Source organism: Aeromonas sp. Marseille-Q7275 (assembly GCF_965119515.1).
Map to the genome: position 1 here is coordinate 47,541 of NZ_CBCPLW010000016.1, position 24,269 is coordinate 71,809.

Annotated in this window: 29 protein-coding genes; 17 read left to right on the forward strand and 12 right to left on the reverse strand. The window is 62.8% G+C overall.

Annotated features, from left to right (window positions below; all coding sequences use genetic code 11):
- The first annotated feature begins 215 nt into the window (after window positions 1-215).
- Window positions 216-641: an Hsp20/alpha crystallin family protein gene (locus ACWPWQ_RS15245; RefSeq protein WP_454010172.1), complete on the forward strand. Its 426-nt coding sequence runs from the start codon at window positions 216-218 to the stop codon at window positions 639-641.
- 42 nt (window positions 642-683) lie between these two features.
- On the opposite strand, the gene ACWPWQ_RS15250 is transcribed toward ACWPWQ_RS15245, so the two are convergent.
- Entirely contained in the window at window positions 684-1,721 is a 1,038-nt protein-coding gene (locus tag ACWPWQ_RS15250; protein WP_454010173.1) for an FAD:protein FMN transferase, read from the reverse strand.
- A gap of 301 nt (window positions 1,722-2,022) precedes the next feature.
- Here ACWPWQ_RS15250 and azu point away from each other — a divergent pair, with 301 nt between their 5' ends.
- Entirely contained in the window at window positions 2,023-2,463 is a 441-nt protein-coding gene (gene azu, locus ACWPWQ_RS15255; RefSeq protein ID WP_408804145.1) for an azurin, read from the forward strand.
- A gap of 202 nt (window positions 2,464-2,665) precedes the next feature.
- Window positions 2,666-2,869 carry a hypothetical protein gene (locus ACWPWQ_RS15260; protein ID WP_454010174.1) on the forward strand — a complete coding sequence of 68 codons (204 nt, stop codon included), beginning with the start codon at window positions 2,666-2,668 and terminating at the stop codon, window positions 2,867-2,869.
- Between the two features lie 9 nt (window positions 2,870-2,878).
- Here the strand turns inward: ACWPWQ_RS15260 and ACWPWQ_RS15265 are convergent, their stop codons facing one another.
- The 3 genes from ACWPWQ_RS15265 to ACWPWQ_RS15275 form a co-directional block, all read right to left on the reverse strand.
- Window positions 2,879-3,334 carry a PD-(D/E)XK nuclease superfamily protein gene (locus tag ACWPWQ_RS15265; RefSeq protein WP_241278370.1) on the reverse strand — a complete coding sequence of 152 codons (456 nt, stop codon included), beginning with the start codon at window positions 3,332-3,334 and terminating at the stop codon, window positions 2,879-2,881.
- 106 nt (window positions 3,335-3,440) lie between these two features.
- On the reverse strand, window positions 3,441-4,001 hold the full coding sequence (locus ACWPWQ_RS15270) for a HutD family protein (RefSeq protein WP_454010175.1): 561 nt from the start codon (window positions 3,999-4,001) through the stop codon (window positions 3,441-3,443).
- Between the two features lie 137 nt (window positions 4,002-4,138).
- Window positions 4,139-4,561, reverse strand: coding sequence for a MarR family winged helix-turn-helix transcriptional regulator (locus ACWPWQ_RS15275; protein WP_342059562.1), 423 nt, complete (start codon window positions 4,559-4,561; stop codon window positions 4,139-4,141).
- Window positions 4,562-4,642: 81 nt separating this feature from the next.
- On the opposite strand from ACWPWQ_RS15275, the gene ACWPWQ_RS15280 reads away from it, so the two are divergent.
- The 3 genes from ACWPWQ_RS15280 (at window position 4,643) to ACWPWQ_RS15290 (ending at window position 6,516) form a co-directional block, all read left to right on the forward strand.
- Window positions 4,643-4,945, forward strand: a complete 303-nt coding sequence (locus ACWPWQ_RS15280; RefSeq protein WP_454010176.1) for a DUF3861 domain-containing protein — start codon at window positions 4,643-4,645, stop codon at window positions 4,943-4,945.
- 170 nt (window positions 4,946-5,115) lie between these two features.
- Window positions 5,116-6,084, forward strand: a complete 969-nt coding sequence (locus ACWPWQ_RS15285) for a nucleoside hydrolase (protein ID WP_454010177.1) — start codon at window positions 5,116-5,118, stop codon at window positions 6,082-6,084.
- Window positions 6,085-6,186: 102 nt separating this feature from the next.
- Window positions 6,187-6,516, forward strand: a complete 330-nt coding sequence (locus ACWPWQ_RS15290; RefSeq protein ID WP_202046731.1) for a DUF3634 family protein — start codon at window positions 6,187-6,189, stop codon at window positions 6,514-6,516.
- Window positions 6,517-6,619: 103 nt separating this feature from the next.
- Here the strand turns inward: ACWPWQ_RS15290 and ACWPWQ_RS15295 are convergent, their stop codons facing one another.
- Window positions 6,620-7,528 (reverse strand): LysR family transcriptional regulator, encoded by a 909-nt coding sequence (locus ACWPWQ_RS15295; protein ID WP_454010178.1) that lies wholly within the window; start codon window positions 7,526-7,528, stop codon window positions 6,620-6,622.
- A gap of 119 nt (window positions 7,529-7,647) precedes the next feature.
- Here ACWPWQ_RS15295 and ACWPWQ_RS15300 point away from each other — a divergent pair, with 119 nt between their 5' ends.
- The 8 genes from ACWPWQ_RS15300 to ACWPWQ_RS15335 all read left to right on the forward strand — a co-directional run bounded on the left by ACWPWQ_RS15300 (window position 7,648) and on the right by ACWPWQ_RS15335 (window position 15,565).
- Window positions 7,648-8,091: a carboxymuconolactone decarboxylase family protein gene (locus ACWPWQ_RS15300; protein ID WP_319916561.1), complete on the forward strand. Its 444-nt coding sequence runs from the start codon at window positions 7,648-7,650 to the stop codon at window positions 8,089-8,091.
- A 500-nt stretch (window positions 8,092-8,591) separates the two neighbouring features.
- Window positions 8,592-9,665, forward strand: coding sequence for a cytochrome o ubiquinol oxidase subunit II (cyoA, locus tag ACWPWQ_RS15305; RefSeq protein WP_139436390.1), 1,074 nt, complete (start codon window positions 8,592-8,594; stop codon window positions 9,663-9,665).
- A gap of 3 nt (window positions 9,666-9,668) precedes the next feature.
- Window positions 9,669-11,645, forward strand: coding sequence for a cytochrome o ubiquinol oxidase subunit I (gene cyoB / locus ACWPWQ_RS15310; RefSeq protein ID WP_139436392.1), 1,977 nt, complete (start codon window positions 9,669-9,671; stop codon window positions 11,643-11,645).
- Entirely contained in the window at window positions 11,566-12,261 is a 696-nt protein-coding gene (locus tag ACWPWQ_RS15315; protein ID WP_139436394.1) for a cytochrome o ubiquinol oxidase subunit III, read from the forward strand. The genes cyoB and ACWPWQ_RS15315 overlap by 80 nt, the downstream gene beginning before the upstream one ends.
- 75 nt (window positions 12,262-12,336) lie before the next feature.
- Window positions 12,337-12,669, forward strand: a complete 333-nt coding sequence (locus ACWPWQ_RS15320; protein ID WP_139436396.1) for a cytochrome o ubiquinol oxidase subunit IV — start codon at window positions 12,337-12,339, stop codon at window positions 12,667-12,669.
- Window positions 12,670-12,679: 10 nt separating this feature from the next.
- Window positions 12,680-13,573, forward strand: a complete 894-nt coding sequence (gene cyoE, locus ACWPWQ_RS15325; protein WP_010673685.1) for a heme o synthase — start codon at window positions 12,680-12,682, stop codon at window positions 13,571-13,573.
- 188 nt (window positions 13,574-13,761) lie between these two features.
- The gene (locus ACWPWQ_RS15330; protein WP_454010179.1) at window positions 13,762-15,123 is read left to right on the forward strand and encodes an MFS transporter; all 1,362 of its coding nucleotides are present in this window, start codon (window positions 13,762-13,764) and stop codon (window positions 15,121-15,123) included.
- A 73-nt stretch (window positions 15,124-15,196) separates the two neighbouring features.
- A complete protein-coding gene (locus ACWPWQ_RS15335) occupies window positions 15,197-15,565 on the forward strand; it encodes a DUF1428 domain-containing protein (RefSeq protein WP_043133720.1) in 369 nt (122 codons plus the stop codon).
- A gap of 149 nt (window positions 15,566-15,714) precedes the next feature.
- On the opposite strand, the gene tauD is transcribed toward ACWPWQ_RS15335, so the two are convergent.
- The 6 genes from tauD to ACWPWQ_RS15365 form a co-directional block, all read right to left on the reverse strand.
- Window positions 15,715-16,566, reverse strand: coding sequence for a taurine dioxygenase (tauD, locus tag ACWPWQ_RS15340; RefSeq protein ID WP_429158283.1), 852 nt, complete (start codon window positions 16,564-16,566; stop codon window positions 15,715-15,717).
- A gap of 189 nt (window positions 16,567-16,755) precedes the next feature.
- Entirely contained in the window at window positions 16,756-17,586 is an 831-nt protein-coding gene (gene tauC, locus ACWPWQ_RS15345) for a taurine ABC transporter permease TauC (protein WP_454010180.1), read from the reverse strand.
- Window positions 17,583-18,350, reverse strand: a complete 768-nt coding sequence (gene tauB / locus ACWPWQ_RS15350; RefSeq protein WP_454010181.1) for a taurine ABC transporter ATP-binding subunit — start codon at window positions 18,348-18,350, stop codon at window positions 17,583-17,585. Before tauB ends, tauC begins: the two co-directional genes overlap by 4 nt.
- 16 nt (window positions 18,351-18,366) lie before the next feature.
- The gene (gene tauA / locus ACWPWQ_RS15355) at window positions 18,367-19,341 is read right to left on the reverse strand and encodes a taurine ABC transporter substrate-binding protein (RefSeq protein WP_454010182.1); all 975 of its coding nucleotides are present in this window, start codon (window positions 19,339-19,341) and stop codon (window positions 18,367-18,369) included.
- Window positions 19,342-19,661: 320 nt separating this feature from the next.
- Complete coding sequence (locus ACWPWQ_RS15360) at window positions 19,662-20,765, reverse strand: ElyC/SanA/YdcF family protein (RefSeq protein WP_454010210.1); 1,104 nt, start codon at window positions 20,763-20,765, stop codon at window positions 19,662-19,664.
- A gap of 136 nt (window positions 20,766-20,901) precedes the next feature.
- On the reverse strand, window positions 20,902-21,828 hold the full coding sequence (locus ACWPWQ_RS15365; protein ID WP_454010183.1) for a LysR family transcriptional regulator: 927 nt from the start codon (window positions 21,826-21,828) through the stop codon (window positions 20,902-20,904).
- A gap of 67 nt (window positions 21,829-21,895) precedes the next feature.
- Here ACWPWQ_RS15365 and ACWPWQ_RS15370 point away from each other — a divergent pair, with 67 nt between their 5' ends.
- Together ACWPWQ_RS15370 and ACWPWQ_RS15375 are read left to right on the forward strand one after the other, a co-directional pair.
- Window positions 21,896-22,384 carry a DMT family transporter gene (locus ACWPWQ_RS15370; protein WP_408858815.1) on the forward strand — a complete coding sequence of 163 codons (489 nt, stop codon included), beginning with the start codon at window positions 21,896-21,898 and terminating at the stop codon, window positions 22,382-22,384.
- A gap of 10 nt (window positions 22,385-22,394) precedes the next feature.
- Window positions 22,395-22,823 (forward strand): DMT family transporter, encoded by a 429-nt coding sequence (locus ACWPWQ_RS15375; protein WP_454010184.1) that lies wholly within the window; start codon window positions 22,395-22,397, stop codon window positions 22,821-22,823.
- Window positions 22,824-23,102: 279 nt separating this feature from the next.
- Here the strand turns inward: ACWPWQ_RS15375 and ACWPWQ_RS15380 are convergent, their stop codons facing one another.
- Window positions 23,103-23,345, reverse strand: a complete 243-nt coding sequence (locus ACWPWQ_RS15380; protein WP_005302916.1) for a DUF3297 family protein — start codon at window positions 23,343-23,345, stop codon at window positions 23,103-23,105.
- A 141-nt stretch (window positions 23,346-23,486) separates the two neighbouring features.
- On the opposite strand from ACWPWQ_RS15380, the gene ACWPWQ_RS15385 reads away from it, so the two are divergent.
- The gene (locus ACWPWQ_RS15385) at window positions 23,487-24,059 is read left to right on the forward strand and encodes a metal-dependent hydrolase (protein WP_454010185.1); all 573 of its coding nucleotides are present in this window, start codon (window positions 23,487-23,489) and stop codon (window positions 24,057-24,059) included.
- Window positions 24,060-24,269 lie beyond the last annotated feature (210 nt).

Genomic DNA, 24,269 nt, shown 5'->3' on the forward strand with positions numbered 1-24,269 from the left:
CACCAAAGTCCGCAGACAGGCAATTGAACATGGGAAGGGGGCCCCGTTTTTCCCGCCAGGGCAAGAGGCAGTCCGCAAAAAAATCATGGTGCGCCCTTGATCTTCGTCAACCGGACGCGAGATGGCAGTGGCGCGGTTCGACCCGGTTTTTAGACTTGAAGGGAGGCAGATCCCGGCGATCTGCAGACATCACCCGCACCACAAGGAGGAATCAAATGAGTTTGCTACCGAGCCGCACCAGCCTGTTTGATGACCTGTTCCACGACATGGCCTCCGGCTTCTACATCCGGCCCCTGCACGGGGATCCCCTGCCCAGCCGGATCACGCTGGATCTGAGGGAGAGCGACGGCGGTTACCTGCTGCAGGCCGAGCTGCCCGGGGTGGCCAAGGAGGACATCCACGTGGACGTGCACGGCAAGCTGGTGACCCTGAAGGCGGAGATCCGCCAGCACGACAGCCAGAGCAAGGAGGAGAGATCCCTGCGCAGCGAACGCTACTATGGCAGCGTGTCGCGCACCGTCGAGCTGCCGGTGGAGGTGGCGCCGGATAAGGTCAGCGCCCGCTTCGAGAACGGCATCCTCACGTTGCAACTACCCAAGCAGGCGGCCACCCCGGCGCCCCATCGCGTCCCCATCGAATAGCGCGCCGTCATGAAAAGGCCCCGCATTGCGGGGCCTCGTCGTTCATGGCTGGCTGCGCACCAGGTAGGGGGCAAACTCAGGGGTGTGGCGCGCCGCAAAGCCCGTGGCCGTCTTCTCGATGAGATAGACCGCCAGCTTGTGCTCGGTGGCAAAGGCCATCGCCTGCTCGGGCCCCATCACCATGAGGGCGGTGTCGAGGGCGTCGGCCTCGAGCGCGGTGGGGGTGATGACGCTGGCGGAGACCAGCTTGTGGGTGACGGGCTCGCCGGTGGCGGGATCTATGATGTGGGAATAGCGCCGGCCATCGAGCTCGTAATAGTTGCGGTAGCTGCCGGCGGTGCTCAGGGCCATGCCGTTCGGGGTGACCACGTCCTCGATGGCGCCCGGCCTGTCCGAGGGCTCAACGATGGCCACCCGCCAGGGGTTGCCCTTGTCGTTGTGCCCCTTGCTGCGCACGGCGCCCGCTACCTCGACGAGGTAGTTATGCACCCCCTTGCGCTCCAGCAGCGCGGCGATGTCATCGGACGCCGCCCCTTCCCCCAGGGTGGAGAGATCCAGATAGAGGTCGGGGATGGCCTTGCCGAGCAGGAAATGGTCCCCTTGCGGCGTCAGGCTGAGCTTGTCGATGCCGACCCGCTCCCGCGCCTTGGCGATCTGCTCTGCGGTAGGCCGCTTGACCGGGCGCTTGTCCGGCCCGAAGCCCCACAGGTTGACCAGGGGGCCCACGGTGACGTCCAGCTTGCCCTGGGTGAGGCGCCCCGCATCCATGCCCTGCTGCACTATCCTGGCCATGCTGGCCGGTATGGGCATGGGGGCCTTGCCCGCATCCTGATTGAAACGGGAGATGAGGGAGCCAGGATCATAGGTGGAGATCTCCTGGTTGATGCGCGCCAGCAGGGCATCGACCTCCCCCTGCAGCGCGGCCTGGCCGCCGGGGAAGGGGTCGCTCAGGGTCACCGCATAGTAGGTGCCCATGGTGTTGCCCTGAATGCGGGTCTGGGTCGGCGCCGGCTGACAGGCGGTCAACAGCAGCATCAGGGAGAGCAGCAGGCTGCGGGGGGCCAGGGAGAGGATCTTCATCTTGCATTCTCGCGGGAGTCATCGACGGGGGAGCAGCTTAGCCAAGGGCGCCGCCATTGACGAGCCCCGGGGGCCGGGTCCGGGTGAAAATAATTAAGCCGTGCTGGGGTGAAGCCGGCCGATCTGTTCCACAGTTCAATGGACTCGGGGAGTGACCTAGTCCGCAGCTTTGAGCAAAAGCGGCAGCCCTTCGGTAACATTTGGGTACAATGAAGATCGATCATGACAGCATCTTTGCGTGTCGACGTGCGATTCGCCAGACAAGGGTGTTGCCATTCCTCGCCAATCAAAGGAGAAGATGATGAAAAAGGTGTTAACCCTGCTGCTGCTGAGTTCCCTGGCTGCCCCGGCGCTGGCCGATGAGTGCGCCCTGGTCATCGAAGGCAATGACGCCATGCAGTACAACCTCAAAGAGATGAGCGTGCCGGCTACCTGCAAGGAGGTGACTGTCACCCTCAATCACACGGGCAAGCTGCCGGTGGCCAACATGGGTCATAACTGGGTGCTGGCCAACACCGCCGACTATCAGGCCGTCGCCACCGCGGGCATGAGCGCAGGCGTCGATCACGACTACCTGCCCAAGGACGACGCCCGTATCCTGGCGCACACCAAGCTGGTGGGGGGCGGCGAGAGCACCAGCGTCACCTTCAAGACCGACGGGCTGGCGGGCAAGGATCTCACCTTCTTCTGCTCCTTCCCCGGCCACTTCGCCATGATGAAGGGGGCCTTCAAGGTCGGTTGAGCCGCGCTGGCCTGACAGGAAAAAGCCGGGATATCCCGGCTTTTTTGTGCCCGCTTGCCGTGATTGCGGCATCGGTTGGATGCCCATGAGGGCGGTATCGCGCGCCGTTTTATGATCCGGCGCCGGGTGAGCAGGGGAGTGAAAGGGTAAGATGGGCGCCTTTCGGGCCTGATGGGCCTGCCCAAGAGGAACCAAGGTCGTCATGAAAGCCATGAAATGGGTGATCAGCGGTTGTCTGCTGCTGGTATGCGCCATCGCGCTGGCGGCAGAGCCCCCGGTCAAGAAGAGCAGAAGCGGCATCTGCCACCCCCAGGGCGGCACCTACTACAGTCGCACCAAGCACTACACCCCCTACGACTCCATGCAGGCCTGCCTCGACAGCGGGGGTCGTGCCCCCAGACGCTGATCTAAGAGGTCAGAGCCAAAGTGCGAACTCAGCCAAGTCATAGCACTTGATATTTTTAGTGGTGTATTTGGCTGATTCAGATTTTAACCATTCGAATGCGGCTTTTTTATGGCCTTGGCCTTCGATTAAAATAATGACATTTGGTTCGGGGGCTTTATAGGCACTCTGTAAAAAGAAAGGAAACTTGCGATCAACAGAGCCAGAAACCTGTTGTTGATGAGGCTCAATCCGAGTTAATCCATCAACTGGGTGGTTAATTACAAAAGCACTGATGGCTTTAAGTCCATAGAGGTCTTCATAAGGCACTCTAGATTTGAATGTTTTGTGAGTAGATAGATGATTGTCCTCAACATACTGAAATTCTTCTAGAATATCTCTCATTCTCTTCTGAAGTTGTTGATTGCTTTTTTCTTCTTCCGTAGTGAGTTCAGGTGGTGTTTCAAACCCATCAAATGTGTATTGCATAGGATCTCTCATCACAAAAACTTAGAGAGATCCATATTACTCCATCATTATTAAGATTCAATATGGTGGAGTGTTTTTTGACCATGCCCCCAAAAGGTCAACTTTATTAAATAATTGATTGAAGGGTAAAGAAGGCGATGGCCGTCTTCTTCTGACACTCCAGTCGTATGCTCTCTTCCCCCGTGACCACCAGGGTCTCGTTGATGGCCACGGTCTGGCCTGCCACCGTCAGCTGGCCGCTCAGCAGGTGGCAGAGGTAGGTCTTGTCCGCCTCCAGGGTGAGGGTCAGGGGGAAGGGCACATTGAGCACCCGCACGTTGGCGCCGATGCGCGCCGGGTCGTAGATGAGCCCCAGATCCGTCACTTCCTTTTTCAGCAGCTCGCAGTGGGTCTCGTCATCCCCGCTGAAATGGGCCGCCTCGAAGGTGGCATAGGGGTGGCCATTGAGCACGAAACCGGCGCCGCTGACGGGCAGCAGGATGCGCTGATAACCGGGAAATTTGGAGAAGGGGCCCGTCGCCTTGATGGGGGCCGAGCTAAGCCGGTAGTCAAAGTCGAGCTTCTCCAGGCTAGAGCCCGGGGGAGAGATCAGGATCTGGGCCGTGGTGCCCTGCCTGTTTTTCCAGGGCATCTTCAGCTGGTCAGACTCTTTAATCAGGGTGATCACGTTGGCGCCTCGGCGAGGAGTGGGGAGAGAGGGGCCAGTGATACCATCTCCGGGAGTGGCTCACAAGGCGGCGTCAGCGGGGGCCGTGCTGGTTGGCCACAAATCAGGCAATGGGACCCTTGATGCAGGTGTTGGATCTAATCGGTTGATCCAAGTCCTTTTTCTATCTTGCCCAGCAGTTGCTGCAACTGCTCTACCTCTGCCGGTTCCAGCAGGGAGCACAACCGCTCGTCGAGCAATGCGGCCAGCTGCTCCCCCTGGTTGACGCGCTCGCAGGCCAGCGGGGTCAAGGCCAGACAGATGCTGCGTTTATCCGTCGGATGGGGCCGTTTCTCTATCATCCCCTGTTTCTCCATCTCCTGTAGCAGGCGTGTCACCTGCGCCTTGTCGCGGCCCGTCAGCTGTGCGATGAGCTGTGGTGTGGCCGGATCCTGTGCGTGGATCAGTTGCAGCACCTTGTAATGGAGGGGGCTAAGGGCTATCTGCTGTGCCCGAAAATGCTGCGCCAGGGCGATTCTGTAGTGATCGAGGATCCGGAAGAGACGGTTTGACAGGTTCATGGTTGATAAAGTCAACTTAAATTGGTTTAATTGATTTTATCAACCATATGGGCAAAAGCCCAGCCCGAGAGGAGATGAAAGATGCCACACCCGTATCGTGTGCAGGTCCAGGCGCTGGACCGAGAGGTGCCCCCGTTGCAGTTCGATTGCCAGAATCACGACGACATATTTGCCATCCTGGCGCTCAGCAAGGGGAAGCTGCCCATGTCGGAGCAGGAACATCAGGCGTTTATCGTCGGATTGAAGCTGTTCGGCGAAGTGATGATGCAGCATCGCAAAGAGGAGCTGTTCAAGGGGTTTCTCCCCCATTTCAAGCAGTTCATGGGGCAGCTGAAACGCACTGTCAGGGGTCAGGAGGCCGAGGTAGAGCCGTCCCGGCAGTGATGTCAGCCTGATCCGGAAGGCAAGGGAGGGCTAGTGCCCGCCATGGCGCCGCCCGGTTTTTGTCATGGCGCCAGCATGCTTGAGGCAGATGAAACCCCGAGGCTGTGATCCTGACGCTGTTAATCGGGCCCGGGGTCGCTACACTGGCACTTCTGCCGTATGGAGGCCCCATGACCCACAAGATCATTCTGGATACCGATCCCGGTATCGACGACGCCATGGCAATACTCTTTGCCGAGGCCCACCCCGCCATCGACTTGCTCGCCATCACTACGGTGTTTGGCAATGCCACCATAGAGAACGGGACCCGCAATGCCCTCTGGCTCAAGCAGAAATACGGCATGAAGGCAGAGGTGGCCCAGGGCGCCGCCGCGCCGCTGCTGCGCGAGCCCGTGGGGCCGACGACAGTAGTGCACGGCCCGAGCGGGCTGGGGGATGTGGAGGCGGGGGAGGTGACCCTGACCCCGGATCCCCGCCCGGCCTGGCAATACATAGTCGAGATGGTGAAGGCCAACCCCGGCGAGATCACCCTGGTGACCATCGGGCCCCTCACCAACCTGGCGCTGGCGCTCGAGGCCGCCCCCGAGATCACCTCGCTGGTGAAGCAGGTGGTGGTGATGGGGGGCGCCTTTGGCGTCAACGGCCATCGCGGCAACGTGACCCCCTATGCCGAGGCCAACATTCACGACGATCCCGAGGCGGCCGACCGGGTGTTCACCGCCCCCTGGCCCGTGGTGATCATCGGGCTGGACGTGACCCAGCAGAGCTTCTTCAGCAGTGCCTACCTGGATGCCCTGCGGGACGACGCCGGTGAGCCTGGCCGCTTCCTGTGGGCGGTGAGCCGCTTCTACCTGCGCTTCTATTCCGAGCGCATCGGCCTCAATGGCTGCCACGTGCACGATCCGTCCGCCATCGCCTACGTGATCGATCCCGAGCTGTTCACCCTGCGGGAGGGGTCGGTGCGGGTCATCGACCATGGCCCCGCCATCGGCCACACCCTGCAGAAGTTCGACGGCAAGTCCCACCCTCACGATGAGTGGGCGGGCTATCCGGCCCAGCGGGTCGGGGTGGCGGTGCGGGATCAGGCCCTGCTGGCGCTCTATCGTGAGACGCTGGTGGCCTGGGGGAAGGATTGCTGAGACGCTTGCCAGCGTGATGGACAAAGCGTGAGGCTCGCCAAATAATTGCCAGCCGACGCTGGCCTATACTGACGAAAACTGAGGTATTCAAGGAGCAAGCGGATGGCCTGGTTGTCTTTGTTGGTGGCGATAGCCCTCATCTGGTGGCTGATGAAGCTGGGGCGTGGTGCCCTGTTCGAGATCCGGCTTGCCCCTGGCAAGGTGCAGGTGAAGCGAGGCTCGGTGCCGCCGCGCTTCCTGGCCCAGGCCAAGCAGATCCTGCAGCAGGATCCGGTGCGGGGCCGCATCCTGGGTCAGCGCGACGACAACGGGGTCAGGCTGGTCTTCTCCCGCTCCATCCCGGAGCCCGTGGCCCAGCGCCTGCGCAGCGTCTTCCCTTACGGGGATTATCGCGGTGTCACCTCACCCCCGGATGGGCGCAATGCTCGCTGAACCCGCGGGCTGAACTCTTGCGCTGAACGTGTTGTTCACACCGGACGCCGGGCACTCTGCCCGGCGTCTGCTTTTCCCATAAGCCATGGCTAGGACGCAGCCATCAGCGCGGCCCTTGCAAGGGCGCCATCACCTCGATCAGAAAGTCGATGAAGGCGCGGGTCTGGGGCTTCAAGAAGCGGCCGCCCCTAAACACCGCATGGATCTCGTCATGACGATCCTCGTACGGGGAGGCCTGCCAGTCCGGCAACAGCGGCAGCAGGGTGCCGCTGTCCAGCCCCTGCTGCACCATCCAGCTCGACAGCAGCAGTATGCCGGCGCCCGCCTCGGCCGCGCACAGCAGCGGCGTGCCGCCGACCGAGGCGAGGTTGCCCCGCACCGCGACCCTGTGCCGCTGTGCCCCTTGCCGGAAATACCAGTGCTGGCGCTGACGGCCATGGCCGCGGATGAGGCAGTTGTGGTGCGCCAGCTCATCGGGGTGGGCGGGCTCGCCGTGGCGGGCCAGATAGGCGGGGGAGGCGACCAGCAGGGTCCGGTTGGTGAGCAGATGGCGGCTATGGAGGCCGCTGTCCACGGGGCGCCCGATGCGCACCGCCAGGTCCACGTTTTCGGCGTCGAGATCCACCAGCCGGTTGTCGAGCTCGATCTCGAGCCGCACCCCGGGGTAGCGGGCCAGGAAGGCCGGCAGGCGCGGCGCCAGCCAGGTGGTGCCGATGCTCTCGAACACCGAGACCCGAAGCGGGCCCTCTGGCGCCACCGGCAGGGGCTGCAGGGATTGCACCAGCTGATCCGCTTCCTCCAGCAGGCGCACCGAGCGGGCCAGGAAGTACTCCCCCTGCTCGGTCAGCACCAGCTGGCGGGTGCTGCGCTTGAACAGGGGGATCCCCAGCTGTTGCTCCAGCGCATCTATGGTGCGGGTCACCGAGGAGGGGGCCAGGTTGAGGGCGCGGGCGGCCCGGGAGAAACTGCCCGACTCCACCACCTGAGCCAGGATACGGACGCGATCCAGCATGGGTATACCTTTGCGGTAAATGCAAAACTGTTGCAGGTTGTGGCGGTATTCTATCCATGGATGAAAGCGTGAACAATGTGCTCATCGCCCATGGGGGCGCTCATCCAAGGAGTCTTGCCATGTCCCACCGTATCCAGCTCGCCAGCCAGATCCCCGCCGCCATCCAGGCCATGCGGGGGCTGGAAACCTATCTCGGCGGCACCGACATTCCCCTGTCGCTCAAGGAGCTCATCAAGCTGCGGGCCTCCATGCTCAACGGCTGCGCCTACTGCATCGAGATGCACGCCGAGGTGGCGATGAAACACGGCGACAGCCCCCAGCGCTTGCTGGCGCTGTCCGCCTGGCGCGAATCCCCGCTGTTCGATGAGCGGGAGCGGGCCGTGCTGGCCCTGACCGACGAGGTGACCCTGATCGGCGAGCGAGGGCTCACCGAGGAGACCTACCAACAGGCCCTGGCCCTGCTGGGGGAAACCCTGCTGGCCCAGTGCCTGATGCAGGTGGTCACCATCAACGCCTGGAACCGCATCGCTGTGGCGACCCGAATGGAGCATAAACACCCCTGAGGGAGACCCCGTGGTGGGATGTCGTCTTAAGCGGGCCTTGCATGAGGCCCGTTTTTCATGGCGGGCCCCAGGCAGGGCAGCCCCTTCTGCGCTTCTTTCGGTCCCGGGAAGTTAATCATACATTCGATTGATTAATTATTTTTTTATTTCCCCTCGGAATATACGCATCCAGATCAAGGAATGGCGAGGGCGCCTGTGCATTGAGAGGGGGCTGAATGGCTCTTTTTTGCCCTGTTTCTCCCTCTTGAAATAAGGGTAATGGACCATTTTGATTAATTGGTGAGCGATTTTGGCGGGGGGATAAATTAACGGGAGATGAATTGAGAGTCTGTGAATTTAATAAATTGGTCGCTGTCAAGCGATTAACATCTGATACCTGTTTTCACCACCCTTGGAACATTTTTGGGATTAATTTTTCATGTTGTTCACATGCCGGTCTGATGCAATAAAATGCGGCATTTTTATTATACCAATAAGCCTTGAAACGATGAGGACATTGCATGAGACCTTTTGAAGTAAAGAGGGGCTTGGGCGCTTTGCTGTTGATGGCAACCGCTGGCTTGCTGAGTGGCTGCGACATGGCTCTGATGAGCCCCAAGGGGCAGGTTGGTCTGGAGCAGAAGTCACTGATATTGACCGCACTCGGGTTGATGTTAATCGTGGTGATTCCTGTGATTATTATGACGGTGGCATTTGCTCGTAAATACAGAGCATCCAATACCACTGCCAAATACACCCCGGATTGGTCCCACTCCAACAAGATTGAAGCGGTCGTCTGGACCGTGCCCGTCATTATTGTCGCCATCCTGGCGGTGATTACCTGGAAAACCTCCCACTCCCTCGACCCCTACAAGCCGCTGGAATCTGACGTCAAGCCGATCCAGGTCGATGTGATTTCGCTGGACTGGAAATGGCTGTTCGTCTATCCGGAGCTGGGGATCGCCTCGGTCAACGAGCTGGCCTTCCCGGTCAACACCCCGATCAACTTCCGGGTGACCTCAGACACAGTGATGAACTCCTTCTTCATCCCCCAGCTGGGCGGTCAGATCTACGCCATGGCCGGGATGCAGACCAAGCTGCACCTGATTGCCAACGAGGCGGGTCAGTACAAGGGGATCTCCGGCAGTTACAGCGGTGCCGGTTTCTCTGGCATGAAGTTCAAGGCGATTGCCACCCAGGACCAGGCCGGTTTCGATGCCTGGGTCGCCAAGGTGAAACAGTCCCCCAAGATGCTGAGCACCATGGGTGAGTTCGATGCCCTGGCCAAGAAGAGCGAAAACCACCCGGTTGAGTACTTCGCCAGCGCCGATCCCAAGCTGTTCGTCAATGTGATCAACAAGTTCATGGGCGGCATGTCCCATGGCGGCCATGACGCTGCAAAAGATGGCGCCATGGACCACGAGGCCATGAAGCATGACGCCGCGAAAGCAGAACCCATGGACCACAAGGCCATGAACCATGACGCTGCAAAAGCAGAACCCATGGACCACGCGGCCATGAGTCACGACGAGCATGCCGGACACATGGCCACGTCCATGGCTGACAAGAGTGTGAAAGCAGGATCCGAGGAATAATCGATGTTTGGAAAATTGACACTCGAGGCTGTTCCGTACCATGAACCCATCATCATGGTCACGATAGCCGGTATCATCTTGGGTGGGCTGGCGCTTGCCGGTCTCATCACTTATTACGGCAAGTGGCAATATCTGTGGAAAGAGTGGTTCACCTCGGTAGACCACAAACGCCTCGGTATCATGTATCTCATCCTGGGCATGGTCATGCTGCTGCGCGGCTTCGCCGATGCGGTCATGATGCGTGGTCAGCAGGTCATGGCCTCCGCCGGTAGCGAAGGCTACCTGAACGCGCACCACTACGATCAGATCTTCACCGCCCACGGCGTCATCATGATCTTCTTCGTGGCCATGCCGCTGGTGATCGGCCTGATGAACATCGTCGTGCCGCTGCAGATCGGTGCCCGTGACGTCGCCTTCCCCTTCCTGAACAACCTGAGCTTCTGGTTTACCGCCGCGGCCGTGGTGCTGATCAACGTCTCCCTCGGGGTCGGTGAATTCGCCCAGACCGGCTGGCTGGCCTATCCGCCCTTGTCGGGGCTGGAGTTCAGTCCCGGGGTCGGGGTCGATTACTGGATCTGGAGTCTGCAGATTTCAGGGTTAGGTACCCTGCTGACCGGTGTCAACTTCTTTGCCACCATCATCCGGATGCGTGCCCCCGGCATGACCATGATGCGTCTGCCGGTGTTCACCTGGACCGCCCTGTGCGCCAACATCCTGATCATCGCCTCCTTCCCGATCCTGACCGTCACCATCGCCCTGCTCACCGCAGACCGTTACCTGGGTACCCATTTCTTTACCAATGACATGGGTGGCAACATGATGATGTACATCAACCTGATCTGGGCCTGGGGCCACCCCGAGGTGTATATCCTGGTGCTGCCGGTGTTCGGGATCTTCTCCGAAGTGGTGGCGACCTTCTGCAAGAAGAAGCTGTTCGGCTACACCTCCCTGGTGTGGGCGACCGTGGCCATTACCGTGCTCTCCTTCGTGGTCTGGCTGCACCACTTCTTCACCATGGGGTCTGGCGCCAACGTGAATGCCTTCTTCGGCATCACCACCATGATCATCTCCATCCCGACCGGGGTGAAGATCTTCAACTGGCTGTTCACCATGTACCGCGGTCGCATCGAGTTCACCTCGCCCATGCTGTGGACCGTCGGCTTCATCATCACCTTCACCGTGGGTGGCATGACAGGGGTACTGCTCTCTGTGCCGGCCGCCAACTTCGTGCTGCACAACAGCCTGTTCCTGATCGCCCACTTCCACAACGTCATCATCGGCGGCGTGGTGTTCGGTTGCTTCGCCGGTATCACCTACTGGTTCCCGAAAGCGTTCGGCTTCAAGCTCGATGACGTCTGGGGCAAGCGTGCCTTCTGGTTCTGGATCACCGGCTTCTTCGTGGCCTTCATGCCGCTCTACGTGCTGGGCTTCATGGGCATGACCCGTCGTGTCAGCCAGAACATAGATCCCGAGTTCCACGGCTGGCTGGTAGTAGCCGCCTGCGGCGCCGGCCTGATTGCCATCGGCGTCTTGTGCCAGCTCATCCAGGTCGTGGTCAGTATCCGTGATCGCGAGAAGAACCGTGACTGGACCGGCGATCCCTGGGGTGGCCGTACCCTGGAGTGGGCTACTTCCTCTCCGCCGCCCTTCTACAACTTCGCCATCGAGCCCAAGGTGACCGGTCTGGACGCCTTCTGGGAAGCGAAAGAGGATGGCAGCGCCTATCGCCAGCCAGCCAAGTACGCTCCCATCCACATGCCGAAGAACTCAGGTGCCGGTGTCATCATCGCCGCCTTCAGCGTGGTGTTTGGCTTTGCCATGATCTGGCACATCTGGTGGATGGCCATCGCCGGCTTCGTCGGCATGATCGCCACCTGGATCATCCACAGCTTCAACGACGATGTGGACTACTACGTACAGGTTGACGAGATCGAGCGCATCGAAGGTCAGCATTTCGACAATATCAACAAGGTGGCTTAACTCCATGGCGACTGACGTTCTACATCACTCTCACGGTGCCCATGAGGATGGGCACCATGATGCCGGTGCCACCAAGGTATTCGGTTTCTGGATCTACCTGATGAGTGACTGCATCCTGTTCGCGACCCTGTTCGCGACCTATGCGGTCCTGGTCAACGGCACCGCCGGCGGCCCCACCGGCAAGGACATCTTCGAACTGCCGTTCGTGTTCGCCGAAACCATGCTGCTGCTGCTGAGCTCCATCACCTTCGGGTTCGGCATGCTGGCCATGAACAAGAACAAGGTCTCCGCGGTCAACACCTGGCTGCTGGTCACCTTCCTGCTTGGCGCCGGCTTCATCGCCATGGAGATCTACGAGTTCCATCATCTGATCGTCAATGATGCGGGCCCGGATCGCAGCGGCTTCCTGTCCGCCTTCTTCACCCTGGTCGGTACCCACGGTATCCACGTGACCAGCGGCCTTATCTGGATCATCGTGATGATGGTCCTGATCAGCAAGAAGGGGCTGACCGAGCGCAACCGCACGCGCCTGATGTGCCTGAGCCTGTTCTGGCACTTCCTGGACGTGGTGTGGATCTGCGTCTTCACCGTGGTCTATCTGATGGGGGTCATGTAAATGAGTCATTCTGTTGACAATATTGACTGTGCCAGCCACGACAGTGTCAGAACCTATCTGAAGGGGGTCATGTAAATGAGCACTCATTCCGTTGACAATCACGGCGCCAGCCACGGCAGCGTCAAGTCCTACATGACCGGCTTCGTGCTGTCACTCATCCTGACCGCAATCCCGTTCTGGATGGTGATGGACGGCTCCGCCTCCCATGCCATGGTGCTCGGCACCGTAGTGGCCATGGCGGTGGTGCAGATCTTCGTGCACCTGGTCTACTTCCTGCACATGAACACCTCCTCCGAGGAGCGCTGGAACCTGGTGGCACTGGTCTTTACCGTGCTCATCATCGCCATCGTGGTCGTGGGTTCCCTGTGGATCATGTACAACCTCAACATCAACATGATGGTTCACTGAGCGGGTTGATGTGATGATGAAGCAATACCTGCAAGTGACCAAGCCGGGCATCATCTTCGGTAACCTCATCTCGGTTATCGGCGGCTTCCTGCTGGCCTCGAAGGGGAGCCTGGATGTGCCCCTGTTCATCCTGACCATGGTGGGGGTGTCACTGGTGGTGGCCTCCGGTTGCGTGTTCAACAACTACATCGACCGGGACATCGACTGCATCATGGAGCGCACCAAGAACCGCGCCCTGGTGAGGGGGCTCATCGCCCCCGGTGTGTCGCTCTGGTATGCGACGGCCCTGGGCGTTGCGGGCATTGCACTGCTCTACTTCGCGGCCAATCCGTTGGCCGCCTTGCTGGCGGTGCTGGGCTTCCTGGTCTATGTGGGGGTCTACAGCCTCTACATGAAGCGTCATTCGGTCTATGGCACCCTGGTCGGCAGCCTCTCCGGCGCCGCGCCGCCCGTCATCGGCTACTGCGCGGTGAGCGGCCAGTTCGACTCTGGGGCGCTTATCCTGCTGGCGATCTTCAGCCTGTGGCAGATGCCGCACTCCTATGCGATTGCCATCTTCCGCTTCAAGGATTACCAGGCCGCCAACATCCCCGTGTTGCCGGTGGTGAAGGGGATCCCGGTGGCCAAGCTCCACATCACCCTCTACATACTGGCGTTCATGGTGCCGACCCTGATGCTGTTCCTCGGCGGCTACGCCGGTTATAAGTATCTGGTGGTGGCCACCGCGGTGAGCGTCTGGTGGCTGGGGATGGCGCTGTCTGGCTACAAGGCGGCGGTGGATGACTCCCTCTGGGCCCGCAAGCTGTTCATGTTTTCCATCGTCACCATCACGTGTCTGAGCGTGATGATGTCGGTGGACTTCCAGCCGGATGCTGCGCCCGTGCTGGTGAGCATGCTGCCCTGAGGCAGGTGCCAGCCAGACTCGGTGTTGTGATGCAACGCGGGAAAATCAATAGAATCCAGAGCCGGGAACCTTCCCGGCTCTGTTATTATGAGGCCCGCCCCACGGGGCACCCTGTCGGTTTTTTCGGGTGTGGCGTGCCTTGTCATCCGCCCCTTTCTGTCTCCTCTCCCTGACCTATCGAGGCCATCATGAATGATTTCACCATGACGAGGGGCGAGCGCCGCGCGACCTGGGCGCTTGGCTCTGTCTTCTCGCTGCGCATGCTCGGCATGTTCATGGTCCTGCCGGTGCTGACCACCTACGGCATGTCCCTGGCGGGCGCCTCGGAGGCGCTCATCGGCCTGGCCATCGGCATCTACGGCATGACCCAGGCGCTGTTCCAGATCCCCTTCGGCCTGCTTTCCGATCGCATCGGCCGCAAGCCCCTCATCGTCGGCGGCCTGCTGATGTTTGCGCTGGGCAGCGTCATCGCCGCCCTGAGCGACTCCATCTGGGGGATCATCGTCGGCCGCGCCCTGCAGGGGAGCGGCGCCATCTCCGCCGCCGTCATGGCGCTCCTGTCGGATCTCACCCGGGAGCAGAATCGCACCAAGGCCATGGCCTTCATCGGGGTGAGCTTTGGCATCACCTTCGCCATCGCCATGGTGACAGGCCCCCTGATCACCCAGGCGGTGGGACTCTCCGGTCTGTTCTGGCTCATCGCCCTGCTGGCGCTGGCGGCCATCGCCATGGTGATCTGGGTGGTGCCGACCCCGGCGGCTCACCTGCAGAATCGCGAGTCCGCCATGGTGCGCGGCGGTTTTCGCACCGTGCTGACCAACCCGCGCCTGCTCAAGCTCAACCTCGGCATCCTCTGCGTTCACACCCTGCTGATGTCGAGCTTCGTGGCGCTGCCGCCCCTGCTCGAACAAGCGGGGCTGGCTCGGGAGCACCAGTGGCAGGCCTACCTGGTCACCATGCTGGTCGCCTTCGTGAGCGTGGTGCCCTTCATCATCTATGCCGAGAAGCACCGCCAGATGAAGCGGGTCTTCATCGGGTGCGTGGGGGTGATGCTGGCCGCCGAGCTGGTGCTCTGGCAGAGCGGCCTGCAGCTCTGGGGCCTGCTCGCCGGGCTGCAGCTCTTCTTCGTCGGCTTCAACGTGATGGAGGCGCTGCTGCCGTCCCTCATCAGCAAGGAGTCCCCCCCGGGCTACAAGGGGACCGCCATGGGGGTCTACTCCACCAGTCAGTTCCTCGGGGTCGCCATTGGCGGCAGCCTGGGCGGCCTGCTCTACAGCCTGGGGGGCGGCCCCCTGGTGTTTGGCGGCTGCGCCGTGCTGGCCCTGCTCTGGCTCGGGGTGAGCCTCACCATGGCGGAGCCTCCCTATGTGAGCAGCCTGCGCATAGTGCTGCCGGAAGGGGTCGAGGCCACCCCGGCGCTGGAGCAGCGGATCCGCGCCTGCGACGGGGTGAGCGACGTGCTGCTGGTGCGCGAAGAGCACTCCCTCTACGTGAAGGTGGACAGCAAGCGCCTGACCCGCAGCGATCTGGAGCGGCTGGTCTCTCTCTGAGGGTGACCGGGCACCGAGGCGGCCAGGGGCACGGCTGCTATGCTGAGATCCTCAACCACAGGAGGAACCTCTCATGTCATATGTAGACGGATTCGTGATCGCCGTGCCCACGGTCAACAAGCAGGCCCTGATCGATCATGCGGGGCTGTTTGACCCCATCTTTCTCGAATATGGGGCCACCCGGGTGCTGGAGTGCTGGGGGGATGACGTGCCCCACGGCAAGCAGACCGACTTCTACCGCGCGGTGGCGGCGAAGGAGGACGAAGCCGTGGTCTTCTCCTGGGTGGAGTGGCCGAGCAAGGCGGTGCGGGACGAGGCCATGACCAAGATGATGAAGGACCCCAGGATGGATCCGGCCAGCCCCATGCACCAGACCATGCCCTTCGATGGGGCCCGCATGATCTTCGGGGGCTTCACCACAGTGCTGGAGCTCAAGGGCTGAGGGCCGTCAGCGACACCCAAGCACGCCTTTCAGCCTGATCTTGGGGCTTCACCATTGTGGCTGGAGCTCAAGGGCTGAGGGCCCGCCGCCGGTACAAAAAGCCCGCCATTCGGCGGGCTTTTTCATTGGGCGAGGTGACGTCGCGCGAGTCAGCTCGGGCGCCAGAATGGCTTGTCCCCGAGTATGGTGGCCCTGTGCATCACCCGGCGTGCCGGCAGGTAGTCGGCATTGGCATAGTGCTGGGTCACCCTGTTGTCCCAGATGGCGATGTCGTTCTCCTGCCAGCGCCAGCGCACCTGAAACTCGGGGCGGCGGATGTGCTCGAACAGAAAGCCGAGCAGTGCCTCGCTCTCCTTGGGGGGCAGCCCGGGCAGCCGGGTGGTGAACCCCTCGTTGACGAACAAGGCCTGCCGGCCGCTCACTGGATGGGTGCGGATCACCGGGTGGCGCAGGGGCGGGTGACGGGCCACGGCAGCCTGCCAGCGCTGGCGCTCCTCCTCGCTGTCATCATGGCGATGTGCCGGGAAGGACTTTGTGAAGTCGTGCTCGGCCTCCAGCCCCGCCAGCAGGGTTTGCAGGGGTGGAGAGAGGGCCGCCAGCGCCGCTATGCCGCTGGCCCAGAGGGTGTCCCCCCCAGTGGGAGGCAGCTGCTTGGCGGCCAGAATGGCCAGCGCCGGGGGCGTCTCGATAAAGGTCACGTCGGTGTGCCAGTTGTCGTTGTCCGGCGGATTGTCGTCGTGGGTATCGAGCACGATGATCTCCTCGGCCTCCTCCGTGTGGGGGTAGACGGGGTGGATGTGCAGATCCCCGAAGCGGTTCGCCAGCGCCCGCTGCGCTCGCGGGGTGATGGGCTGGTCGCGAAAGAACAGCACCTGGTATTTGAGCAGGGCGCGATGGATCTGCTCGAACTGCCCCTGGGTCAGGGGCTCGGCCAGATTGACCCCGGCGATCTCGGCGCCGATATGAGGGCCCAGGGGGCTGATGGTCAGCTTGTCGGTCATTGTCTTGCTCCATGCCAGGGGGCGCGCAGGCCCGGTTCCAATATGAAGGCGATGTGAAGGTTCGCGGTCAGCTTGTGGTTCATTGTCCTTCTCCATGCCTGGGGGTGAGCCTGCGCTGCAGGGCGCGCAGGCCCAGTTCCAATACGAAGGCGATGTGAAGGATCACCATGGGAGCGGTCAGCTTGTGGTTCATTGTCCTTCTCCGTGCCAGGGGGTGAGCCTGCGCTGCAGGGCGCGCAGGCCCAGTTCCAATAGGAAGGCGATCAGGGCGATCACCAGAATGCCTGCCAGCACCACGTCGGTGGCGAGGAACTCGCCGGCGGATTGCACCATGAAGCCCACCCCCCGGGTGGCGGCGATAAGCTCGGCCGCCACCAGGGTGGACCAGCCTACCCCGAGCCCGATGCGCAGCCCGGTCAGGATGTCTGGCAGGGCGCCTGGCAGGATCACGTGCCAGAGCACCTGGGGCCGGGATGCTCCCAGCGCCTGGGCCGCCCGTACTCGCACCGCGTTGGCGCTCTGCACCCCCGTCAGGGTCGCTAGGGCCACGGGGGCGAAGATGGCCAGATAGATGAGCAGCACCTTGGAGGTCTCGCCTATGCCAAACCAGATCACCATCAGGGGCAGGTAGGCGAGCGGCGGCACCGGGCGGTAGAGCTCGATGAGGGGGTCCAGCACGCCGCGCACCGTGGGGCTGAGCCCCATGGCGATACCCACAGTGATGCCAAAAAAGGCCGCCGCGACCAGGGCCACCAGGATGCGGCCCAGGCTCGCCCCCAGGTGTTGCCACAGGGTGGCATCCATAAAGCCCGTTGGGCCTGCGATGGTGATGAGCTGTGCCAGCACCCGCTCTGGGGGCGGCAGGAACAGGGGATCGACCCAGCCGAGCCGGGCTACCAGCCACCACAGGGCCAGCAGGACGAGCAGGGTGGTTAGGCTCAGGGTCAGACGACGGGGCAGGGGCCAGCTCGCTGCGCGTGCGTGGGTGACATCCCGTTGCCGGGCGAGAGCGAGGGTCATGGGAAGGCCTCCCGCTCTGCGAACACTCGCTCCAGCACGTATTCACGACGCTCGATGAAGGCCGGGTCGGACTTGATGCTGCGGCAGGGCTCCCCGGCGGCGAAGCGGCGACCGAACTCCAGGGTCAGTCGCTCCATCACCCGTCCGGGGGAGGAGGAGAGCAGCACCAGCTCGGTGGCCATGAAGATGGCCTCCTCGATGTCGTGGGTGATGAGCAGCACCTGGCGCCGATGCTCGTGCCACAGGCGCAGCAGCAGGGTCTGCATCTGCTCCCGGGTGAAGGCGTCCAGGGCGCCGAAGGGCTCGTCCAGCAGGAGCAGTCTGGGCCGGGTAGCCAGGGCTCGGGCGATGCCGACCCGCTGGCGCTGGCCGCCGGAGAGCTGCCAGATGGCGCGATCGCCGGCGCCTTCCAGCCCTACCTGACGCAGCAGTGCCAGGGCCTGTTCGGTGCGCTCGGCCCTGGGCACCCCCGCCAGTTGCAGGCCGAGGGTCACGTTGTCCAGCACGTTGCGCCAGGGCAGCAGCCCCTCGCTCTGGAACACCACGCCGCGCTCGGCGCCTGGGCCGGTGACCTGTTTTCCCTCGAGGCTTATCTGACCGTGGTGGCAGGGCTCGAAGCCTGCCACCAGGTTGAGGAGGGTGGTCTTGCCCGATCCCGAGGGGCCCAGCACCACCATCAGCTCCCCCTCGGGCAGGGAGAGGCTGATGTTGTCGAGCACCCGCCTGCCGGCGTACTCGGCGGACACATGAGAGAGCTGCAGCATGGTCGTCTCCTCCGATTTACTGGGCCACGGCTTTCACGAAGCGATCGGTCACGAACTGGCGGTAATCCGAGGCGGCGCTTGGCACCTTGCCCTGGCTCTCGAGGAAGCGGGCGGTGTCGATGATGGTCTGGTTGACCAGGCTGCCCAGCTCGGCGCTCTGGGCCTTCGCATCGAGATAGGTATTGCCCTTCACCAGGGCGGGGACGTCCGCCTCGGGAACGCCGCTCAGGGCCGCGAGCTTGCCAAGATGCTCGGGCTGGGCCAGCCAGCCGTCCGGGTTGGCGAGATAGGCCTGCTGGGCGGCCAGGGTACTGTTCACGAAGGCTTGCACCACCTCGGGATGGGCCTTGGCAAAGTCCTTGCGCACCACCCAGACATCCAGGGTCGGCGCCCCCCAGTCACCCACCTGGGCGGAGTCGGTCAACACCTTGCCCTCCCTGGTGAGCTGGTTGAGGGCGGGAGCCCAGACATAGGCGCCGTCGATGTCGCCCCGCTGCCAGGCGGCGATGATGGCCGGCGGTTGCAGGTTCACTATCTGCAGCGTCGCGGGGTCGACGTTCCAGTGCTTGAGGGCCGCCAGCAGGCTGTAGTGGGTGGTGGAGGTATAGGGCACGGCGATGCATTTTCCCGCCAGATCCTCTGGCCCGGTGAGCCCCTGCTTCACCACCAGGGCCTCGGACTCCCCGAGCTTGGAGGCGAGCAGGAACACCTCGATGGGCAGATTCTGGCTCGCCGCCACCGCCAGGGGGCTGGAGCCGATGTTGCCTATCTGCACATCGCCGGAGGCGAGCGCCCGTACCACGCTGGCGCCGCTGTCAAACTTGCGCCAATCCACGGTGGCGCCGCTCTCCCTGGCGAAGGTGTTGTCGGCCTGGGCTACCTTGGCGGGCTCGGCCGAGGTCTGGTAGGCCACGGTGACCTCGAGGGCCTGGGCGGACTGGCCGAGCAGCACTGAGGCCGCGAGCCACAGAGAGATGCCTTTTGCTGTCATGATGCACTTCCTTGTTGGGGGTGTTGGAAGCCACATCTTTATCTGAACATTCCCGAGTGCGAAGGAACGAGAAGGGTGCTCTCATGCCGTTTGGTTCTTAGAAAAAGAACGGTAAATCAATGATCTGTTTGAGATATGCCGGGAGGTGAATAGCTTGCTCGCCCACCGTCTATCGAATGGCTGGCGCAAGGGGCAAAGCGCCAGCCCCTAGGCGCTGGCAGGTGCGTGCAGGGGCAGGCCAACAGGGAGGGCAGAGGGGGCGCAGTGACTGGCAGGGGGAAGAGAGGAAAAGGCCCCGCCAGGGTGGCGGGGCCGGGGGATCAGCGCTCCACCAGCGGCGCCGAGCGGTAGCTCCACAGGCCATAGGTGCGCAGGGCGTCGCGGTAGATGCCAAGCCGCTCCTCCGGGCTCGCCTTGGCCAGGGCGGAGAGGGGCTTGTCCGGGTAGGCGACGCTGTCGATGCGGATAGTGGCCGGGCCGCTCTGCCAGCAGGCGATTTCCAGCAGGGTCTGGCCCCGGCGTACGTGGCTCGCCGAGCTCACCAGGGTGGCGTACTCAATCTCGTGGCGGGCGAGGACATAGCCGCTGTAGAGGGCGTTCTCCACCGTGCTGGTGGCGTAGTTCTCCTCGATGATACGGGAGCGGTCGATGCCCTTCTTCGCCAGCCAGTCCGCCATCAGCTTGCCCTCGGTCTGGCGGCTCTGGGGCACACCGCCGGTGAGGATGACGAGGGCCGCCGGATCGGCCTGGGCCAGGGCACGGGTGGTCTCGAGGCGCCCCAGCAGGATCTCGTGCATGGAGCCATCGGGATTGAGGGCATAGCCCAGGGTGACGATGGCGCGGCGCCCCTTCTTCTCGCCCCGTCCCTGACGCTCCTTGAGGGGGGTGGCGATCACCCGGTCCACGGTGGAGAACAGCCGCTGCAGATCGGCGGCGCGACCGGCGTTGAGCTCGCCGACCCGCTTGAGGTAGCCATCGGCCTTGGCCTGGTTGCCCTTGAAGCGCTGCCAGGTGGCCAGATAGGTGTTGATGTCCAGATCGTCCGGCGCGGCGCTCTGGGCCTGCTCGAACAGGGCGATGGCCCTGTCCACGTTGCCGTTGTAGATCTGGGCGTTGGCCGCCGAGACGAGCAGATCGGTGCGATAGGGCTCGAGCTGGTGCGCCTCCAGCAGCAGGGTGGTCACCTGCTCCATGTTACTCGGCATCTTGGCGGTGAAGCCCGCATCGGAGACCCGGGCGGGGGAGTGGAAGATGCGGGCGGCATCCGCCAGCAGCTGATCCACCACCTGGCGCTTGCTGATGAACTGCTCGTAATTCTGCTCCTTCTGCAGGGAGCGCACCGGGGCGGCCCAGGCATCGGGTGAGACAAAGAGCGGCAGCGCCAGCAGGCTGGCCAGGGTCAGGGCAATCGCGGTTTTCTTCATCATGGTACTCCACCTGGGGGGCCATGCCGTGGCATGACCCCGGAGTGCTTCTCCAATCAAAACAGATGCTTGGTTTGCTGCCTACTCTACTCCCTTCCCGATGAAAAAAACGTGAACCGTTCCGGTTATCGGGCCCTCAGCGCAGCCCCAGGCGCTCCTGCAGGAAGGCCAGCCAGGCCTCCACCTTGGCGGGCAGGTGGCGGCGCTTGGGATAGATGCACCAGATGCCGTGCTCGGGCAGGGCATGGTCTGGCAGCACGGGCACCAGCCGACCGGCGGCGAGATCCCGCGCCACGATGAAGTCCGGCATGTTGCCGATGCCGAGCCCCGCCAGCAGCGCGGTGTGGATGGCATCGCTGTTGTTGACCTCGAAATTGCCCCTGGGGGTGATGGCCACCTCTCCCTCGGGCCCGTGCAGCCGCCACTGGGTGCCGCCGCGAAACAGGGAGTAGAAGAGGCAGTTGTGGCGCTCGAGATCGGCCGGGGTACGGGGCGTGCCGGCCTGCGCCAGGTAGGTGGGGGCGGCGCACAATGTGCTGAGACAGGGGGCGAGGCGGCGGGCGACCAGGCTCGAATCCTCCAGCGCGCCGATGCGCACCGCCACGTCGAACCCCTCGGCCACCAGATCCTGCTGGGCGTCGCTCATCTCGAGCTGCAACTGCACCTCGGGGTGGAGGGCGAGAAACTCGGGGACAAGGGGGGCGATGTGGCGGCGGCCATAGACCATGGGCACCGTCACCCGCAGCAGGCCGCGGGGGACCGATTGCAGGGCGCCGATGGCATCTTCCCCGTCGCAGGCCAGGCGCACCGCATGGCGCACCGTTTCGAAGTAGCGCTCCCCCGCCTCGGTGAGGGTGAGGGAGCGGGTGGTGCGATAGAGGAGCTGGCAGCCGAGGGCCTGCTCGAGCTGGCTCACCTTCTTGCTCAGCACCGACTTGCTGAGACCGAGCTGGCGGGCGGCGCCGGAGAAGGTGCCCGACTCCACCACGGCGACGAAGGCCGGGAGCAGGGCGAAGGCTTCCTGGTTCATGCTGTTCTCGATGTGGAAACAATGTTGTTCCATGAGGGTAGATTATCCCCATATCAAAAACAATTTACCCTGCTCGTCAGTTCAACCAAGGAGCAACCCCATGATCCCCCCGCTTGTTGACCGCGGCCCCGGCCGCCCCGCCCTCGGCCAGACACTTGGCCAGACCCTGGGCGCCCTGGCTGCCTTCGCTGCCGGCCTGCTGCTGGCGCTGATGATCGCCCAGAACGGGGCCCTGTCCCGCGCCACCGACCCCTGGCTCGCGAGCTGGCTGGCCCACGGAGTTGGCAGTCTGGTGGCCGGGCTCCTGTGGTGGCTGGCCCCAAGGCCCCCGACGCCGGAGGCGGCCCCGCCCTGGGCCTGGCTCGGCGGTCTGCCGGGGGCGCTCACCGTGGTGCTGGCAGCCTTGTGCCTCAACTCGCCCCTGGGCATGGCGGGCACCCTGGCCCTGCTGCTGCTCGGCCAGCTGCTGTTTGGTGCCCTGTGCGATGGCCTCGGCTGGCTCGGGCTGGCCCGCCGCCGCCCCTCGGGAAAGGACGCGCTCGCCGCCCTGCTGGTGATGGCCGGCGCCCTGCTCATCGTACTGCATTAGGAGAGACACCATGACCCTATTGATCCTGCTGGGGCTGCTGAACGGCGTGGCGGTGAGCCTGTCGCGCACCCTCAATGGCCGCCTCGCCAGCGCCCGGGGCGCTATGACGGCGTCCCTTGCCAACCACCTGCTCGGCTTCGGGCTGCTCGGCGCCCTGCTCATCCTCAAGGGGGCGCCCTGGGAGCGGCTCGCCGGGCTCGATCCCTGGCTGTTGCTCGGCGGCGTGCTGGGGGCGCTCTTCGTCGCCATCAGCAGCTGGGCCATAGGCCGGGTCGGCGCCCTGGCCTGCGCCCTGCTCATCGTGACGGGCCAGCTGGCGGGGGGCGCCCTGCTCGATGCCCTGGCCGGACGGCTGGCCGCGAGCGATCTGCTCGGCATCCTGCTGGTGCTGGCGGGGGCTGCGCTGCAACGCTGGCAGGCCGGCAAGCCGCGCTCCTGAGAATGAGCGGTGCTGTGATGGTGCGGATAAACCAGCAGGGATGACAAGATCGCCGCCTTGCCTGGACGAAAAGGCCGTATACCAGCCGGATCAGGGCCCTGGCGGAAGGGAAAAAGGCGAAAGAAAGGGAGGGAAAGGAAGAAACAGGAAGGCAAAGGAGAACAAAGAAAGAGAACCCACCTATAAGCCAGGCCCGGCCCAAAACGCAGAACACCGGCGCTTGGCCGGTGCTCTGAAATAACAGGGTCGCACCCCTCAGGGGCGCGCTGTCAGGGCAGCTTAGGCGTAGAAGGCCTCGACGGTGCCCTTGACGGTGATCAGCATGGGGTTGCCGTAGCGATCCTTGGCCTTGGGGGAGGGGATCTTCACCCAACCTTCGCTGATGCAGTACTCCTCGACATTGGTGCGCTCCTTGCCGTTCACGCGAATGCCGATCTCGTGCTGGAAGCACTCCGCCACATGGTGCGGGCTGCGCGGGTTGGCCGCCAGACGGTCGGGCAGGGCAGGTTTGTTGTCGCTCATTTTATTTACCTGAGTGTGATAAAAAGTGGGTCATTGTAGGCAATGCCCGCCATGGGCTCAAGGCTGGCGGCACGCAACTTCACCTTCACTTCACCGAGCGGGGATAAGGTAGGCTCACGTTTTCAGTTGGAGCTTCACCTTATGCCCACCATCGTCACCCACGCCGCCGTCCCTCTCTGTCTTGGGCTCGGGCTTGGCAGCCGGATCATCCCGCCACGTCTGCTGCTGGCGGGGGTCGCCATCGCCATGCTGCCCGATGCCGATGTGCTCGCCTTCAAGTTGGGGGTTGCCTACGGCCATGTCTTCGGCCACCGCGGCTTTACCCACTCCCTGTTGTTCGCCTTTGCCCTGCCCACTCTGGCCGTGCTGTTTCACCGCCAATTTCGGGCGAGCGCCACCACCGTCTGGTCGTTTCTGCTGGTCTCTCTGCTTTCCCACAGCCTGCTCGATTCCCTCACCACCGGCGGCAAGGGGGTGGGCTGGCTCTGGCCGTGGCGTGACGAGCGTTTCTTCGCCCCCTGGCAGCTGATCCGGGTCGCCCCCTTCAAGCTGGAGGCCTATCTCACCGTCCGAGGTGAGGCGGTGATCCTCTCCGAGCTCTACTGGGTATGGCTGCCGGGGGTTGTATTGATGCTGGCGCTGATGGGGTGGCGGGTGTGGGGCAGGGGGCTAGTGGTTGGATTGGAAAGGATTATTGGGTATATCGTAAGCTGAGCCAAAAATAAAAACTTGGACACCCATCTTTGTAGTTTTCCTATGTATATCTTGCTGAGAAAGATAGGCATGCTAATTATTGCCTGCTGACATCCATTTATTGGTGATTTTTTAGGATAGTTTTCTGTTAACTTCTCATCCTTTATGCAACGGTTGATAATGTCCACCGCCAGATGAATAAGATCTTCAGCCTCTTCTATCTCATATATT

Bases quoted from the DNA above. Each gene is read 5' to 3' on its own strand.
- ACWPWQ_RS15245 (WP_454010172.1), top strand. From the start codon at position 216: ATGAGTTTGCTACCGAGCCGCACCAGCCTGTTTGATGACCTGTTCCAC.
- ACWPWQ_RS15250 (WP_454010173.1), bottom strand. From the start codon at position 1,721: ATGAAGATCCTCTCCCTGGCCCCCCGCAGCCTGCTGCTCTCCCTGATG.
- azu (WP_408804145.1), top strand. From the start codon at position 2,023: ATGAAAAAGGTGTTAACCCTGCTGCTGCTGAGTTCCCTGGCTGCCCCG.
- ACWPWQ_RS15260 (WP_454010174.1), top strand. From the start codon at position 2,666: ATGAAAGCCATGAAATGGGTGATCAGCGGTTGTCTGCTGCTGGTATGC.
- ACWPWQ_RS15265 (WP_241278370.1), bottom strand. From the start codon at position 3,334: ATGCAATACACATTTGATGGGTTTGAAACACCACCTGAACTCACTACG.
- ACWPWQ_RS15275 (WP_342059562.1), bottom strand. From the start codon at position 4,561: ATGAACCTGTCAAACCGTCTCTTCCGGATCCTCGATCACTACAGAATC.
- ACWPWQ_RS15280 (WP_454010176.1), top strand. From the start codon at position 4,643: ATGCCACACCCGTATCGTGTGCAGGTCCAGGCGCTGGACCGAGAGGTG.
- ACWPWQ_RS15285 (WP_454010177.1), top strand. From the start codon at position 5,116: ATGACCCACAAGATCATTCTGGATACCGATCCCGGTATCGACGACGCC.
- ACWPWQ_RS15290 (WP_202046731.1), top strand. From the start codon at position 6,187: ATGGCCTGGTTGTCTTTGTTGGTGGCGATAGCCCTCATCTGGTGGCTG.
- ACWPWQ_RS15295 (WP_454010178.1), bottom strand. From the start codon at position 7,528: ATGCTGGATCGCGTCCGTATCCTGGCTCAGGTGGTGGAGTCGGGCAGT.
- ACWPWQ_RS15300 (WP_319916561.1), top strand. From the start codon at position 7,648: ATGTCCCACCGTATCCAGCTCGCCAGCCAGATCCCCGCCGCCATCCAG.
- cyoA (WP_139436390.1), top strand. From the start codon at position 8,592: ATGAGACCTTTTGAAGTAAAGAGGGGCTTGGGCGCTTTGCTGTTGATG.
- cyoB (WP_139436392.1), top strand. From the start codon at position 9,669: ATGTTTGGAAAATTGACACTCGAGGCTGTTCCGTACCATGAACCCATC.
- ACWPWQ_RS15315 (WP_139436394.1), top strand. From the start codon at position 11,566: ATGTGGACTACTACGTACAGGTTGACGAGATCGAGCGCATCGAAGGTC.
- ACWPWQ_RS15320 (WP_139436396.1), top strand. From the start codon at position 12,337: ATGAGCACTCATTCCGTTGACAATCACGGCGCCAGCCACGGCAGCGTC.
- ACWPWQ_RS15330 (WP_454010179.1), top strand. From the start codon at position 13,762: ATGAATGATTTCACCATGACGAGGGGCGAGCGCCGCGCGACCTGGGCG.
- ACWPWQ_RS15335 (WP_043133720.1), top strand. From the start codon at position 15,197: ATGTCATATGTAGACGGATTCGTGATCGCCGTGCCCACGGTCAACAAG.
- tauD (WP_429158283.1), bottom strand. From the start codon at position 16,566: ATGACCGACAAGCTGACCATCAGCCCCCTGGGCCCTCATATCGGCGCC.
- tauC (WP_454010180.1), bottom strand. From the start codon at position 17,586: ATGACCCTCGCTCTCGCCCGGCAACGGGATGTCACCCACGCACGCGCA.
- tauB (WP_454010181.1), bottom strand. From the start codon at position 18,350: ATGCTGCAGCTCTCTCATGTGTCCGCCGAGTACGCCGGCAGGCGGGTG.
- tauA (WP_454010182.1), bottom strand. From the start codon at position 19,341: ATGACAGCAAAAGGCATCTCTCTGTGGCTCGCGGCCTCAGTGCTGCTC.
- ACWPWQ_RS15360 (WP_454010210.1), bottom strand. From the start codon at position 20,765: ATGAAGAAAACCGCGATTGCCCTGACCCTGGCCAGCCTGCTGGCGCTG.
- ACWPWQ_RS15365 (WP_454010183.1), bottom strand. From the start codon at position 21,828: ATGGAACAACATTGTTTCCACATCGAGAACAGCATGAACCAGGAAGCC.
- ACWPWQ_RS15370 (WP_408858815.1), top strand. From the start codon at position 21,896: ATGATCCCCCCGCTTGTTGACCGCGGCCCCGGCCGCCCCGCCCTCGGC.
- ACWPWQ_RS15375 (WP_454010184.1), top strand. From the start codon at position 22,395: ATGACCCTATTGATCCTGCTGGGGCTGCTGAACGGCGTGGCGGTGAGC.
- ACWPWQ_RS15380 (WP_005302916.1), bottom strand. From the start codon at position 23,345: ATGAGCGACAACAAACCTGCCCTGCCCGACCGTCTGGCGGCCAACCCG.
- ACWPWQ_RS15385 (WP_454010185.1), top strand. From the start codon at position 23,487: ATGCCCACCATCGTCACCCACGCCGCCGTCCCTCTCTGTCTTGGGCTC.